This window comes from Pseudomonas sp. Irchel 3E20, assembly GCF_900187645.1.
Classification (GTDB): Bacteria; Pseudomonadota; Gammaproteobacteria; order Pseudomonadales; family Pseudomonadaceae; genus Aquipseudomonas.
Genome location: NZ_FYEE01000001.1, coordinates 707879 through 722239, shown reverse-complemented (window position 1 = coordinate 722239; position 14361 = coordinate 707879). Strand labels below are relative to the sequence as shown.

At 63.6% G+C, this 14361-nt stretch carries 10 protein-coding genes; 3 read left to right on the top strand and 7 right to left on the bottom strand.

Features of this window, described 5'->3' with window-relative positions:
- Window positions 1–138: 138 nt before the first annotated feature.
- Window positions 139–1473 carry a dicarboxylate/amino acid:cation symporter gene (locus CKW13_RS03090; protein ID WP_095106858.1) on the bottom strand — a complete coding sequence of 445 codons (1335 nt, stop codon included), beginning with the start codon at window positions 1471–1473 and terminating at the stop codon, window positions 139–141.
- A gap of 337 nt (window positions 1474–1810) precedes the next feature.
- Here CKW13_RS03090 and CKW13_RS03085 point away from each other — a divergent pair, with 337 nt between their 5' ends.
- A complete protein-coding gene (locus CKW13_RS03085) occupies window positions 1811–2806 on the top strand; it encodes an AraC family transcriptional regulator (protein WP_095106856.1) in 996 nt (331 codons plus the stop codon).
- A 280-nt stretch (window positions 2807–3086) separates the two neighbouring features.
- Here the strand turns inward: CKW13_RS03085 and CKW13_RS03080 are convergent, their stop codons facing one another.
- From CKW13_RS03080 to CKW13_RS03070, 3 genes are all read right to left on the bottom strand, one after another.
- Window positions 3087–4433 carry an ATP-binding protein gene (locus CKW13_RS03080; protein ID WP_095106854.1) on the bottom strand — a complete coding sequence of 449 codons (1347 nt, stop codon included), beginning with the start codon at window positions 4431–4433 and terminating at the stop codon, window positions 3087–3089.
- Complete coding sequence (locus CKW13_RS03075) at window positions 4430–5107, bottom strand: response regulator (protein WP_095106852.1); 678 nt, start codon at window positions 5105–5107, stop codon at window positions 4430–4432. Before CKW13_RS03075 ends, CKW13_RS03080 begins: the two co-directional genes overlap by 4 nt.
- Before the next feature lie 75 nt (window positions 5108–5182).
- Window positions 5183–5785 carry a hypothetical protein gene (locus CKW13_RS03070; protein WP_095106850.1) on the bottom strand — a complete coding sequence of 201 codons (603 nt, stop codon included), beginning with the start codon at window positions 5783–5785 and terminating at the stop codon, window positions 5183–5185.
- Window positions 5786–5931: 146 nt separating this feature from the next.
- Here CKW13_RS03070 and CKW13_RS03065 point away from each other — a divergent pair, with 146 nt between their 5' ends.
- Entirely contained in the window at window positions 5932–6657 is a 726-nt protein-coding gene (locus CKW13_RS03065; RefSeq protein ID WP_095106848.1) for a 4'-phosphopantetheinyl transferase, read from the top strand.
- Between the two features lie 143 nt (window positions 6658–6800).
- Here CKW13_RS03065 and CKW13_RS03060 read toward each other — a convergent pair whose 3' ends face one another.
- Both CKW13_RS03060 and CKW13_RS03055 read right to left on the bottom strand, forming a co-directional pair.
- Window positions 6801–8408 (bottom strand): ATP-binding protein, encoded by a 1608-nt coding sequence (locus CKW13_RS03060; protein ID WP_095106846.1) that lies wholly within the window; start codon window positions 8406–8408, stop codon window positions 6801–6803.
- Window positions 8405–9130, bottom strand: a complete 726-nt coding sequence (locus tag CKW13_RS03055; protein WP_095106844.1) for a response regulator — start codon at window positions 9128–9130, stop codon at window positions 8405–8407. The genes CKW13_RS03060 and CKW13_RS03055 overlap by 4 nt, the downstream gene beginning before the upstream one ends.
- Window positions 9131–9865: 735 nt before the next feature.
- Between CKW13_RS03055 and CKW13_RS03050 the strand changes: the two genes are divergently transcribed.
- Complete coding sequence (locus CKW13_RS03050; RefSeq protein ID WP_095106842.1) at window positions 9866–12760, top strand: ribonucleoside-diphosphate reductase subunit alpha; 2895 nt, start codon at window positions 9866–9868, stop codon at window positions 12758–12760.
- A gap of 260 nt (window positions 12761–13020) precedes the next feature.
- Here CKW13_RS03050 and flgE read toward each other — a convergent pair whose 3' ends face one another.
- On the bottom strand, window positions 13021–14349 hold the full coding sequence (gene flgE, locus CKW13_RS03045) for a flagellar hook protein FlgE (RefSeq protein ID WP_095106840.1): 1329 nt from the start codon (window positions 14347–14349) through the stop codon (window positions 13021–13023).
- Window positions 14350–14361 lie beyond the last annotated feature (12 nt).

Here is a 14361-nt window from a genome sequence, read left to right as displayed (position 1 = left end):
CCTTGAGCGATGCCCCCAAGCCTAGGCAGGCCCGGGCGCGGCGGCAATCACCGTTAACGTCAAGGGCGCTGACCTTTGCGCTCAATGGGCGGCCATGAAAAAACCCGCCGAAGCGGGTTTTTCATACAACCGGTGGGCTTATTTCACGCCACTTGGGGTTGGGCCTTCGGCCACGCCCAGGTCGTCTTCTTCACGGGTGTCGGAGATACCGCGGCCGCCGCTAGCCAGTTCGGTTTGCAGCTTGTCGGTGTCCAGCTCCTTGACCCACTTGGCCACCACCAGGGTTGCCACGGCATTGCCCACCAGGTTGGTCAGGGCGCGGGCTTCGGACATGAAGCGGTCGATACCCAGGATCAGCGCCAGGCCTGCCACCGGCAGGTGGCCGACCGCCGACAGGGTGGCGGCCAATACGATGAAGCCGCTACCCGTCACGCCCGCAGCGCCTTTGGAGGACAGCAACAGCACCGCCAGCAGGGTGATCTGGTGGGTGATGTCCATGTGGGTGTCGGTCGCCTGGGCGATGAACACGGCCGCCATGGTCAGGTAGATCGAGGTGCCGTCGAGGTTGAACGAGTAACCGGTCGGAATGACCAGGCCCACCACCGACTTCTTGGCGCCCAGGCGTTCCATCTTGATGAGCATGCGCGGCAGCGCGGACTCGGAGGACGACGTACCCAGCACGATCAGCAGTTCTTCACGGATGTAGCGGATCAGTTTCAGCACGCTGAAGCCGTGGGCGCGGCAAATGGCGCCCAGCACCACTACCACGAACAGCACGCAGGTGATGTAGAAGCAGATCATCAACTGGCCCAGTTGCACCAGCGAGCCCACGCCGTAGGCGCCGATGGTGAACGCCATGGCGCCCAGGGCACCGATGGGGGCGAGCTTCATAATCATGTTGATGATGTTGAACATCACGTGGGCGAAGCGATCGATGAAGTCCAGCACCGGTTTACCGTAGGCACCCAGGCGATGCAGGGCGAAACCGAAGATTACCGAGAACATCAACACTTGCAGGATATCGCCGGTGGCGAAGGCGCCGACGATGGTCGATGGGATCACGTTGAGGATAAAGCCGACGATGCTCTGGTCAGCGCCTGCGGTCACGTAGGCCGCGACTTTGGAGGCATCCAGGGTCGAGGCATCGATGTGCATGCCGGCGCCCGGTTGCACCACGTTGACCACCACCAGGCCGATCAGCAGGGCGATGGTGGAGACGATCTCGAAGTACAGCAGCGCGTAGCCGCCGGTCTTGCCGACCGATTTCATGTTCTGCATGCCGGCGATACCGCTGACCACCGTACAGAAGATGATCGGGGCAATGACCATCTTGATGAGCTTGATGAACCCGTCGCCCAGCGGCTTGAGGGCGACGCCGGTCTGCGGATAGAAGTGACCCAGCAAAATACCGATGGTGATGGCTACGATCACCTGTACATACAGGGATTTGTAAAACGGCTGACGAGTCGTCATGGGAAAGATCCTCAACAGCGCCGCCCGGCAGTCATCCAACTGACGGCCACGACACCTAAAGTGCGAACCCTCCTGCACTGGAGGGATTTGTTTTGTCGAGCTGCGCGAAAGCAGACCTCTCACCCTCATCGCAAGCACCGTGCCACTATCGGTAAAACCACTGTAAGCCTTTTCCCGCAAGGGTTTCAGGCTCTGAACCTTGACAAAATGCGCAGGTGACAATGGCGGATTTCCGCCCGCCACCCGGTTCTCGCCCTACAATTTGGCGGATTTCCGCCTTGTTCCTCGCACCATGAGCTGGCTACTATCCGCCCCTCAATGGACGGACCTGCCCCCCATGCGCGAACGCACTATCGCCAGCCATTTCGCCCGCGCCGCCCTGTCCGGCGCACGCCGCCAGGGCCTGGACTGCAACGACCTGCTCCAGGAACTGGGCATCCACCCACAGTGGCTCGACGAGCCACGCGCGCGCATTGCCCCCCAACAGTTCACCGACCTGATCCAACGCCTGTGGCAACGCCTGGACGACGAATACCTGGGGTTCGCCCAGGCGCCGAGCAAACGCGGCACCTTCGCCATGATGTGCCACGCGCTGATCCACTGCCGTAACCTGGAAAAAGCCCTGCAACGTGGCCTGCTGTTCTACAGCCTGTTCCCCGCCGCGCCGCGCCTGCGGCTTGAGCGCGAGGGCGAATGGGTGTGCCTGAGCCTGGATGACCGCGACCTGCGCGACCCAGACCACTTCTTGAGCGAGTCGCTGCTGCTGATCTGGCACCGCTTGAGCAGTTGGCTGATCGGCCAGCGCATTCGCCTGGAACACACCACCTTCAGCTACCCGGCACCCGCCCACGCCAGCGAGTATGAGTTGCTGTTCCCCTGCCCCCACCGGTTCGCCAGCGGCTCCACCCGCCTGGTGTTCCACGGCCGCTACCTGGCGATGCCGCTGTTGCAGGACGAGCGCACCCTCAAGCATTTTCTCGAACGCTCGCCCGCCGACCTGCTGTCGCGCCCCGACGACGGCGACAGCCTGAGCAGCCAGTTGCGGCGCCTGCTCAGCCAGGACAGCCGCCGCTGGCCAGACCTTGAAGCCGTGGCCGCGCACCTGCACATCAGCCCACAGACCCTGCGCCGGCACCTGCGCGAAGAGGGTTCGAGTTTCCAGGCGTTGAAGGACCAGTTGCGCCGCGATATCGCCATCCACCACCTGCGCCGCGCCGACCTGTCGTTACAACAGATCGCCGAGCATTTGGGGTTTTCCGAGCCGTCGGCGTTTCACCGGGCGTTCAAGAAATGGACCGGCCTGACCCCAGGCGCGTATCGCGAGCAGATGTAGCCAGCGGGTTCGCCCGCGCCGGGGTACGCAGCGGTCCTATCCGGCCGTGCCAGAGGCTTCGCCGCCGAGCGCCGGATCGCCATCGCGGGCAGGCCCGCTCCCACAGTTGAACGGTGGTGTGGGTGGGATGTTCTTTTTGCCTCTGCGGGCCTGCTCGCGATGGCGGCACGCAGTGGCGGTGACGAGTGGTCGGGGTAAGACCGTTGCGCCTACAGGGAGGAGAGTTGTAACCCAGTTCTGTGCAGGCTGGCCCGCAATGAGGCCCGAAAGCCCCAGCCAATCAACCAACCGCAAAATGAACCCGAAACGCCGCCCCGCCCAGGGGCGAATCGTCCAGGGTCAGGCGCGCGCCATAGCTTTGGATGATGTCCTGCACCACCGCCAGGCCAATGCCTTGGCCGGGGTGCTGGCGGTCCAGGCGTTCGCCGCGCTGGATCACCCGCGCGCGTTGGTTGGGCGGCACGCCGGGGCCGTCGTCTTCGACCCACAGCTCGGTGCCCGCGTGGGTGTGGCGCACGCTCACCCGCACCTGCGCCACGCAGAGGCGATAGGCGTTTTCCAGCAGGTTGCCGAGCATTTCCAGCAGCGCGCCCTCTTCGATCGGCATAAAGCAACGCTGCGGCAAATCGAAGGTGACGCGCACCGGTTTGTCGCGGTAGACCTTGGCCAGGGTGTCGCACAGGCTTTGCAGCACCGGGCGCAGGCGCACCTGATGGCGCACCAGGCCGCTTTTGCGCAGGCTGGCCCGTTGCAGTTGGTAGCTGATCTGCTGGCTCATGCGTTCGATCTGGCCTTGCAGCACCCGGGCCTGTTCGCGGTTTTGCGGGTGGCGGGCCAGGTCTTCGCTGACGCCTTGCAGCACCGCCAACGGGGTTTTCAGGCTATGGGCCAGGTCGTCGAGGGAATCGCGGTAACGGCTGCGTTGCTCGCGCTCGCTGTCCAGCAAACGGTTGAGGGAGCCGGTCAGGCGCAGCAATTCGCGGGGGTGTTCTTCGCTGAGGCTGTCGCGGGTGCCGCCCTCGATTTCGTCCAGTTCCTGGCTGAGCCGGCGCAGGGCCTTGAGGCCCCAGGTCAGGCCGATCCATAGCAGCGCCAGGAGCACCAGCAAAGCCGCGCCGAAACCCAGGTAGAGGTTCTCACGCAGGCCTTGCAGGGTCAGTTGGTATTCGCGCACCGGTTGCAGGGCAACGATGCTGAACGCCGCGCTCTTGCCGCCGAGCAACTGCACCTCGACGTCATAGACGAAGAATTCCTGGCCGCTGCTTTCGCGGATGCGCTCGAACTCGTTACCGCGCCCGTCGTAGCGCGGGGTGTAGTTGATGTTTTCTTCCTGGGTGGCCCGCGAGCGCCACACCAGGTGCCCCTCGCGGTCGTAGATGTAGCCCAGCAAGCGGCTGTCGGCCAGGTTGAAGCGCTCGTCGGGCAGTTGCGCAGGCATTTGCAGGTGGTTGTTTTCCACCCGCGCGGCGGAGATGAGCGTGGTCACGTCCGAGGCCAGGCGTTGTTCGATGGAGTCCTGCAAGGCCAGGCTGAACGCGCCCTGCATCGCCGGCAGCAAGGCCAGCATGAACAACACGGCCAGGGTGGTGGCCGCCAGCATCAGGCGCAGGCGTAGCGAGCGGATCATCGGCAGCGCTCGGTGAACAGGTAGCCCAGGCCGCGCACGGTGTCGATGGGTTTAAAGCCGTTGGGCGCCTCCAGTTTGCGGCGCAGGCGCCCCACCAGCACTTCGATGACATTGGGGTCGCGATCGTCGTCGTCCGGGTAGAGCTGCTCCATCAGGCGATCCTTGGCCACCACTTGCTGATGGTGGCGCATCAGGTATTCGAGGATGCGGTACTCGTAAGCGGTCAGGCCCAGGGGTTGGTCATCGAGGGATGCCTGCTTACGGTTGAGGTCCAGCAGCAGCGGCCCGGCGGTGATGGTGGATTGGGTAAAGCCGCTGGAGCGGCGCAGCAACGCATTGAGACGCGCCTCCAGCTCCTCGAACTGGAACGGCTTGACCAGGTAGTCGTCGGCCCCGGCGGCCAAGCCTTCGACCTTGTCCTGCCAGTTACCGCGGGCGGTGAGGATCAGGATCGGGAAGCTCTTGCCGGCCGCCCGCAACTGGCGGATCAGGTCCAACCCACCCAGGCCCGGCAGGCCGAGGTCGATCACCGCCAGGTCGTGGTTGAACTGCTCGATCTGGTACAGCGCCTCCTCGGCATTGGCCACGGCCTCGACCACATGGCCGCTGTCGCTGAGCCGGGTGTACAAATGATGGCGCAGCAGCGCTTCGTCTTCGACGACCAGCAGTTTCATGGGGGGCCTCACCTCTTGGACCGATGCACGGGCGCCGGGCGCAGGTGGCCCGGCGCCCGGCGTTGCGACCTGTACTTAGAATGCGTAGTTGGCCGACAGGTAGGTCTGCGCGCTGCTGGTCAGGCTCAGGGAGCCTTGTTTGCCCACGCCGCGCTCGCTCACTTCGGTGCTGGCATTGCTGCGCAGGTAACGGTAACCCAGTTCCACCGAGGTGTTTTGCGAAACTTGCTGCAAGACGCCGGCCTGCACGCCCACAGCGTAGCCGATGTCGCTGTCGCGGCTCATGCCGGGGGAATCCTGGGTCAGTTTGGTCAGGCCGGCGGTGGCGCCGCCGAACAATTGGGTGCTGGCGGTGACCGGCAGGAATTTGTCGTAACTGCCCAGCAGGTTTTCCTGGCGCAATTTCAGGCCATTGTGGGAGCCGGAGACGTTGTCGTAGGTGGCGTAGTAGCGGCCTTCGCTGTTCTGCTGACCGAGGCGCAGGCCCCAAGTGGTGTCCTTGCCGATCACGCCATCGGCGTTGGGGCTGCCCAGGTGGCGGTCCAGGGAGCCGGATTTCTTCACTTTGTCGCTGGTCTGGCCCAGGGTCAGGCTGGCGAAATTGCTGTCGCCAGCCTGGACCATGGCGCTGGCGCCCAGAACGGTGAAGGCCAGAATCAACTTCTTGAAAGTCGTCATAGTGGTTTTCCTGTTGCGCGGTGCGCTGTTTGGGGACGTCGCTACAGTAACCAACGGCCCCTGAACTGCCCCTGAACGCCTGCTGAACCTGGGCTGAACCAAACCTGCACTACCCAGCACCGGGGCAACCGGGGCAAAATGCCGCGATGAACGCCACCCACACCCTCCCCGCCTGCTGCTCCCCCCTCGACGACCATTGGCCGCTGCCCGTCCCCCTGGCGCATACCGTGCTGCTGAGCACCCGGTTCGACCCGGCGCACCTGGCCGGCGACGACTTCCAGCGCAGCGCCATCGCCGCGCCGCCGAGCATCCAACGCTCGGTGGCCAAGCGCCAGGCCGAATTCCTCGCCGGGCGCCTGTGCGCCCGCGCCGCCCTGCACCGGCTCGACGGCCTGGACTGCGTGCCGGCCATTGGCGAGGACCGTGCCCCGGTGTGGCCGGCGCACCTGTGCGGCTCGATCACCCACGGCACGGGCCGGGCGGCAGCAATCGTCGCGCGCAAGGAACACTGGCAAGGCCTGGGCATGGACCTGGAAAACCTGCTGGACGAGGAGCGGGCGCGACGCCTGGCCGGGGAAATCCTCACCGGTGAAGAACTCAAGCGCATGGCCGCCGGCCCCGCCGAGGATATCGCCCTGCTGGTGACCCTGACCTTCTCGGCCAAGGAAAGCCTGTTCAAGGCCCTCTACCCCATCGTGCGCCAGCGCTTCTACTTCGAGCATGCCCAAGTGCTGGCCTGGGACCGCAGCGGCCACGTGCGCCTGCGCCTGCTCACCGACCTGTCCGGCGACTGGCACCACGGCCGCGAACTGGACGGGCAGTTTTGTGTGGCGGATGGGCAGTTGCTGAGTTTGGTGGGGGTTGAGGCCTGACATCGTCCTGATGCGCGCGGGCTGAATGGGGGAACTGCTTTTGTGTGGCCTGAGCTGCGTTTATGGGGTGGAAACTATTTGTGTGGGAGCGGGCTCGCCCGCGAGGGCGATCTTGAGACCGCCATCGCTGGCAAGCCCGCTTGCTACTTCTCCTGATGCCGCGGCCAGCTCAGGCTGAAGCACGCGCCGCCGAGGCTTTTGCTTTTGCTGATTAGCGCCCGGCCGCCGTGCCAGTGGATGATCCGGCGCACGATGGACAGGCCCAAGCCATGGCCGCCCGAGGCCCGGGTGCGGCTGTCGTCCAGGCGCAGGAACGGGGTGAAGATCCGCTCCCAGGCACTTTCCGGCACGCCCGGCCCGTCGTCTTCGACGTCGATGCGGCAGCGTTGCTGGCCCACCTGATAGCTGATGGACACCTGCCCCTCGGCATGGCGCATGGCGTTGCCCACCAGGTTCTGCAAGGCGCGGTGCAGGTAGCGCGGCTCGGCCTCGACCCAGGCGTCGTCGCAGTTGGCGGCCGACAGGCACAAGCCACGCCGGACCTTGACGTTGGCCCGCAGCGGCGCCAGTTCTTCGATCACCTGGTTGACCAGGGCATCGAGGTCCACTCGCTGGAAGTCGAGCACCGGCGAGCCCTGCTCCAGGCGCGCGTAGGTGAGCATTTCATCCACCAAGCGGTCCAGGTCCTGGATGTCGTTGTCCATGCCGTCCATGTACTTGTCGCGGGCCGCAGGCGTGGCGGCCGAGGCGATCATCTCCAGGCCGAAGCGCAAGCGCGCCACCGGGGTGCGCAACTCGTGGGACACCGCCCGCACCAGTTCACGCTGAATGGCCAGCAGGCGCTGCAAGTGCTCGGCCATGCCGTTGAACGCCGCGGCCAAGCGCCCCACCGAGTCAGCGCCACGGGCCGGCACGCGGGTTTCCAGGCTGCCCTGGGCGATGCGCGTGGCCGCTGACTCCAGGCCACTGAGGCGGCGTTCCAACTGACGCACCAGCAGGTACACGATCAAGCCGATCAAGCTCAGGCCCAGGGCGGCAATCAGCACCAACCACTCCACCGGGTAGGGGTTCATCTGGTACAGCGGGCCGATTTCCAGTACCCAGGGCGTGCCGACCATGCCGGCGAACACGCGGATCGAATCGCCGCCCTTGCCCAGGGCCATCACCGTGTCGCCTTCGGCCACGCGGCGGCGCTGGTCTTCGTCCATGTCGGCCTGCTCCAGGTCAACCAGGTGCATGTCGAAGCCAAAGCCCTTGTCGCGTTTGAGAGCCGCTAGGCGCTGGGGCTGCTCGGCCACGGGGTAGCGCACCAGTTCATCGGCCAGCAGGTAGATGGTGGCCCGCGCCAGTTGCTCGCTGATCTGCAGCACCTCGCCGGTGAGCACCAGTTGCTCCTTCTGGCTGACCAGCCGATAAACCCGCGCCGCGTGCGGCCCGGTTTGCTCCACCAGCGCCTGGCCGCGCAGGATACGGTTGCGCTGGCCGAGGTCCAGGTCGGTGTCGGCGAAGGTCTGCAACTTCAGCGGGATGCCCAACAGGCGCTCCCACATGGTCACGGCGCGGCGGCGCTCGAACTCGTTCATCGGTTGCAGGTTGTCGGCCATCAGGGAGAACGTGCCGTGGGCCAGGCGTTCGCGGTACTGCTCGCCGCGGGCCTGGTTGAGCAGGTGCAGCGCCAGCACGCCGAGCACCGCCACCAGGATCAGCGCCGCGCACATGCCGCCGTAGATGCGCAGGAAGATGGAGTTCACAGCGGCATGTCTACGCAGGCTTCGGGAACGAACAAGTAGCCTTTGCTGCGGATGGTCTTAATCAGCCGCGGGTGGATGGGGTCGTCGCCGATTTTGGGGCGGATGCGCGAGATGCGCACGTCGATGGAGCGGTCCTGGCCGTCATAGCCGATGCCGCGCAGGGCGGTGAAGATTTCCTCGCGCGAGAGGATGCGTCCGGCGTTGGCCACCAGCAGCCACAGCAGGTCGAACTCGGCGCTGGTCAATTCGATGCCGGCGTCGCTCAGCCAAGCCTCGCGCAAGGCGTGGTCCACCACCAACGGGCCGAATTGCAGGCGCCGGGGTTTTTCCGGGGCCGCTGGCTCCGGCGCTTCGCTGCGGCGCAGCAACGCCTGGATGCGCGCCAGCAACAAGCGCGGGCGCACGGGTTTGCACACGTAGTCGTCGGCGCCCAGGTCCAGGCCCAACACCTGGTCCATGTCGTCGGCACGGGCGGTGAGCATCAGGATCGGTCCTTCATAGCGGTCGCGCACCTTGCGGCAGATGCTCAGGCCATCCTCGCCGGGCAGCATCAGGTCGAGGATCACCAGGTCCGGTTGCTCGGCGATGATCCGGGCGGCGGCCAGGGCGCCGTTGCCCTCGATGGCGACACGCAATCCATTGCTTTCCAGGTAATCACGGGTCAACTCAGCCAGACGCTGGTCGTCCTCGACAATCAATACCTGCCACGCTTCTTGCTCCACGGGGACCTCTGCTTGCCAAAAACACTGATAAAGGAAGGATCCGCCCGTCTTTTTGTAATGTTTGGGGCGGATAAGACAGCGAATCGAACGGGCGATTGTAGCAACGCCTGCGCGGCTAAAGACAAGCGGGCAAATGGGCTCGGTAAGTACCCTTTTTTGTGATAGGGTTCGCGCCCGCAAAAATCCGCCCAAGGCTATTTCCGGCGGTAAAAAACAGTGACAAACGGCGCAGTCCAGCAGCGACGCGGCCTACAGGACGAATACGTCTTTCATACACAATTTACGCACAGCTTTATCCACAGGTATCACGTTGCAATCATCCACCCAAACGCATTATCTTGTAGCTCGCGCGCCGAAAAACCCTACATATGGGGTTTCGAGACAAAAACCAAACACAGTTCAGACAAGAAACTCAAGTGCTTTTCTTGCTTGCGTTTGGTTGAACCAATCGTCATTTCAGAAGACCAAACCGCGTCTGCGGATGGCCACCGCTTTGCAGCCAACCACGGCCAAAGCGGTACGGGTGTTGCAGTAGAGAATCTGTCATCCATCGCAAAACGGTTTCGCGCCTTGCGGCTTGGAACCCAAGACTTCGGCATGGAAGCGACGCCCGCAAGAGCGCCTTCCTCCTGTCCCGAAGTGGTTATGCCCGGCCTCGCCGGTTGTAGTGCTTCAGGACGGAACGGTGGGCACCAAGACGGTGCCCCAACAAACATAGAGAACGTGGAGACACCCATGCAAACCGACACAACTCGCGAGAACCCGCAGGGCAATGTGCCGCAGGCCGCCGATTCCAACCAGGATCTGTCCGCCACCGCACCGGGCCAATTGCGAGTGATTAAGCGTAACGGCACTGTCGTTCCTTACACCGATGACAAGATCACCGTCGCCATCACCAAAGCGTTCCTCGCAGTTGAAGGCGGCACCGCTGCCGCCTCGTCGCGAATCCACGACACCGTGGCCCGCCTGACCGAACAAGTCACCGCGACCTTCAAGCGCCGCATGCCTTCGGGCGGCACCATCCATATCGAAGAAATCCAGGACCAGGTCGAACTGGCCCTGATGCGTGCCGGCGAGCAGAAAGTGGCCCGCGACTACGTGATCTACCGCGACGCCCGTTCCAAGGAACGTGCCACCCGCGCGCCGGCCGCCGACGCCGTGCAGGCTCACCCCTCGATCCGCATCACCCTGGCCGACGGCACTTTCGCGCCGCTGGACATGGGCCGCCTGAACACCATCGTCACCGAAGCCTGCGAAGGCCTGGAAGAAGTCGATGGCGACCTGATCCAGCGCGAAACCCTGAAGAACCTCTACGACGGCGTGGCCCTGAGCGACGTCAACACCGCCCTGGTGATGACCGCCCGTACCCTGGTCGAGCGCGAGCCGAACTACTCGTTCGTCACCGCCCGCCTGCTGATGGACACCCTGCGCGCCGAAGGCCTGGGCTTCCTGCAAGTGGCCCAGAGCGCCACTCACCACGAAATGGCCGAGCTGTACGCCAAGGCCCTGCCGGCCTACATCGCCAAGGGCATCGAGTTTGAGTTGCTGAACCCGGTACTGGCCGAATTCGACCTGGAAAAACTGGGCAAGGCGATCAACCACGAGCGTGACCAGCAGTTCACCTACCTGGGCCTGCAAACCCTGTACGACCGTTACTTCATCCACAAGGACGGTATCCGCTTCGAACTGCCGCAGATCTTCTTCATGCGCGTGGCCATGGGCCTGGCCATCGAAGAAAAGAACAAAGAAGACCGCGCCATCGAGTTCTACAACCTGTTGTCGTCCTTCGACTACATGTCCTCGACCCCGACCCTGTTCAACGCCGGTACCCTGCGCCCACAGCTGTCGAGCTGCTACCTGACCACCGTGCCGGACGACCTATCGGGCATCTACCACGCGATCCACGACAACGCCATGTTGTCCAAATTCGCCGGCGGCCTGGGCAACGACTGGACCCCGGTGCGCGCACTGGGTTCGTACATCAAGGGCACCAACGGCAAGTCCCAGGGCGTCGTGCCGTTCCTCAAGGTCGTGAACGACACCGCCGTCGCCGTGAACCAGGGTGGCAAGCGCAAGGGCGCGGTCTGCGCCTACCTGGAAACCTGGCACATGGACATCGAAGAGTTCATCGAGCTGCGCAAGAACACCGGTGATGACCGTCGCCGCACCCACGACATGAACACCGCCAACTGGATCCCCGACCTGTTCATGAAGCGCGTCTTCGACGACGGCAAGTGGACCCTGTTCTCGCCATCGGAAGTGCCGGACCTGCACGACCTGACCGGCAAGGCCTTCGAAGAGCGCTACGAGTACTACGAAGCCCTCACCGAGTACCCGGGCAAGGTCAAGCTGTTCAAGACCATCCAGGCCAAAGACCTGTGGCGCAAGATGCTGTCCATGCTGTTTGAAACCGGCCACCCATGGCTGACCTTCAAGGACCCATGCAACCTGCGCAGCCCGCAGCAGCACGTGGGCGTGGTCCACAGCTCGAACCTGTGCACCGAGATCACCCTGAACACCAACAAGGACGAAATCGCGGTCTGCAACCTGGGCTCGATCAACCTGCCGAACCACATCGTGGGCGGCAAGCTCGACACCGCCAAGCTGGAACGCACCGTCAACACTGCGGTACGCATGCTCGACAACGTGATCGACATCAACTACTACTCGGTGCCGCAAGCGAAGAACTCCAACTTCAAGCACCGCCCGGTAGGCCTGGGCATCATGGGCTTCCAGGACGCTCTGTACCTGCAGCACATTCCCTACGGCTCGGATGCCGCGGTCGAGTTCGCCGACAAGTCCATGGAAGCGGTCAGCTACTACGCGATCCAGGCTTCCTGCGACCTGGCCGACGAGCGCGGCGCCTACGAGACGTTCCAGGGCTCGCTGTGGTCCAAAGGCATCCTGCCGCTGGACTCGCAGCAGATCCTGATCGAGCAGCGCGGCCAGAAGTACATCGACGTTGACCTCAACGAATCCCTGGACTGGGCGCCGGTTCGTGCCCGCGTGCAGAAAGGCATTCGTAACTCCAACATCATGGCCATCGCACCGACCGCCACCATCGCCAACATCACCGGCGTCTCGCAGTCGATCGAACCGACCTATCAAAACCTCTATGTGAAATCCAACCTGTCGGGTGAATTCACCGTCATCAACCCGTACCTGGTTCGCGACCTCAAGGCCCGCGACTTGTGGGACTCGGTGATGATTAACGACCTCAAGTACTACGACGGCTCGGTGCAGCAGATCGAGCGCATCCCGCAGGAACTCAAAGAGCTCTACGCCACCGCGTTCGAAGTGGACACCAAGTGGATCGTCGACGCCGCCAGCCGCCGTCAGAAGTGGATCGACCAGGCTCAGTCGCTGAACCTGTACATCGCCGGCGCCTCGGGCAAGAAACTGGACGTGACCTACCGCATGGCTTGGTACCGTGGCCTGAAAACCACTTACTACCTCCGTGCCCTGGCCGCCACCAGCACCGAGAAATCGACCATCAACACCGGCAAGCTGAACGCGGTATCCAGCGGCGGCAACCACGGCGACGACTCAGTCCTCGCCGCCCCTGCCGGCCCGGCCCCCGTGCCAAAAGCCTGCGCCATCGACGAGCCGGATTGCGAAGCCTGCCAATAAGCTGAGCCGTCCAGCCCCGCCAGGCGCTGACTGAAAAACCCCCGACAGACTTTTGGTTTGCCGGGGGTTTTCTTTTGTGTGGAGTAACCCGCTGGTGCCGTGGCAGATGAGCGGCGCAGTCGGGGGGGCGCCATTGCGAACAGGCTCGCTCCCACAGAAATGCCCCGGTGAACGCGTTCCCAAAACTGTGCGGGCTTGCTCGCTCCCACACACAAAAAAGCCCCTCTTTCGAGGGGCTTTTGGTAGAGCGCGAACCGCTATCAGGTCATCTGGATGATGGTCTGCATGATGGTGCTCTGGGTGGAGATGGTCTTGGCGTTGGCCTGGTAGTTGCTCTGCGCCTTGATAAGGTCCACCAACTCGTTGGTCAGGTTGACGTTGGAGCCTTCCAGGTTACCGGCCACGATGGTGCCCAGGGTGCCGGTCTGCGGAGTGTCATAGCCTGGCTGGCCCGAGGCGAAGGTTTCTTTCCAGCTTGTGCCACCCGCCGGTTGCAGGCCCTGTTCGTTGTTGAAGCTGGCCAGGGCCAACTGGCCAATGGCCTTGCTTTGCTGGTTGCTGAAGTTGGCGAACATCACGCCATTGCCGTCGATTTTCAGCCCGGTGATTTCGCCGGTGGCGTAGCCGTCGGTGACCGGCGGGTTGCGGTAGGTCACTGAGTTGTACTGGGTGATGCTGGCCATGTTGATGGCAATGCCATCGGGGTTGGCGGCCGCGCCGTTGGGGGTCCACACACCGCCGACCATGACGCTGGGCACCCAGGCGCCGGTACCGGTACCCGGGATGGTCAGGGTGGTATTGGAGGCGGTGCTAGGTGGAGTGACGATGCCCGTCAGTTCGCCAGCGGTGTCGAAGGACATGGTCGAAGCCACCGGTGCCTGGGCGCCTGTGCCGGTCACCGGCGAGCCGTTAGGGTTGCGGCCATCGATCAGGGTGTAGGTCTTCCAGGTGTTGGAGCCGGTCTTGACCACGTACTGGTCCATCGGGTGGGAGTTACCCTGGGTGTCGTAGATGGTGGTGCTGAACTGCTCAGTGAAGGACTTGAGGTTACTCGGATCGAACGGAATGTCGGTCTGGTTGATGACGTCACTGGTGGACTTGAGGTTACTGGTGGAGTCGACTTTGCTCGACGCCTTGGGCGGCAGGTTGGCCTGGTCGATGCGCAGGTCAGTGAGAATACCCTTGACGACCTTGCCTTCGTCGTCCACGGCGTAGCCTTGCAGGCGGCCGGTACCGTCGGAGGTGGTGACGAAGCCTTCCTTGTCACGCTGGAACGTGCCGGCGCGGGTGTAGCTCAGCGAGCCGTTGGTGCTCAGGGTGAAGAAGCCGCCGCCCTGGATCGCCATGTCCAGCATGCCGCCGGAAGTGTTCACGTCGCCCTGGCTGAACTGCTGGGACACGTTAGCCAAGTTCACGCCGTTGCCGATGGTCTTGCTGCCGTTACCCAGGCGCAGGGCCGAGTAGACGTCCTGGAATTCCGCACGAGAGGACTTGAAACCGGTGGTCGCGACGTTGGCGATGTTGTTACCGGTGACGTCCAGTTGCTTGTTGGATGCATAGAGACCGCTGAGGCCAATGTTGAAAGACATATCTCACTCCTT

Coding starts and splice junctions, on each gene's coding strand:
- CKW13_RS03090 (WP_095106858.1), bottom strand. CDS start 1,473: ATGACGACTCGTCAGCCGTTTTACAAATCCCTGTATGTACAGGTGATC.
- CKW13_RS03085 (WP_095106856.1), top strand. CDS start 1,811: ATGCGCGAACGCACTATCGCCAGCCATTTCGCCCGCGCCGCCCTGTCC.
- CKW13_RS03080 (WP_095106854.1), bottom strand. CDS start 4,433: ATGATCCGCTCGCTACGCCTGCGCCTGATGCTGGCGGCCACCACCCTG.
- CKW13_RS03075 (WP_095106852.1), bottom strand. CDS start 5,107: ATGAAACTGCTGGTCGTCGAAGACGAAGCGCTGCTGCGCCATCATTTG.
- CKW13_RS03070 (WP_095106850.1), bottom strand. CDS start 5,785: ATGACGACTTTCAAGAAGTTGATTCTGGCCTTCACCGTTCTGGGCGCC.
- CKW13_RS03065 (WP_095106848.1), top strand. CDS start 5,932: ATGAACGCCACCCACACCCTCCCCGCCTGCTGCTCCCCCCTCGACGAC.
- CKW13_RS03050 (WP_095106842.1), top strand. CDS start 9,866: ATGCAAACCGACACAACTCGCGAGAACCCGCAGGGCAATGTGCCGCAG.
- flgE (WP_095106840.1), bottom strand. CDS start 14,349: ATGTCTTTCAACATTGGCCTCAGCGGTCTCTATGCATCCAACAAGCAA.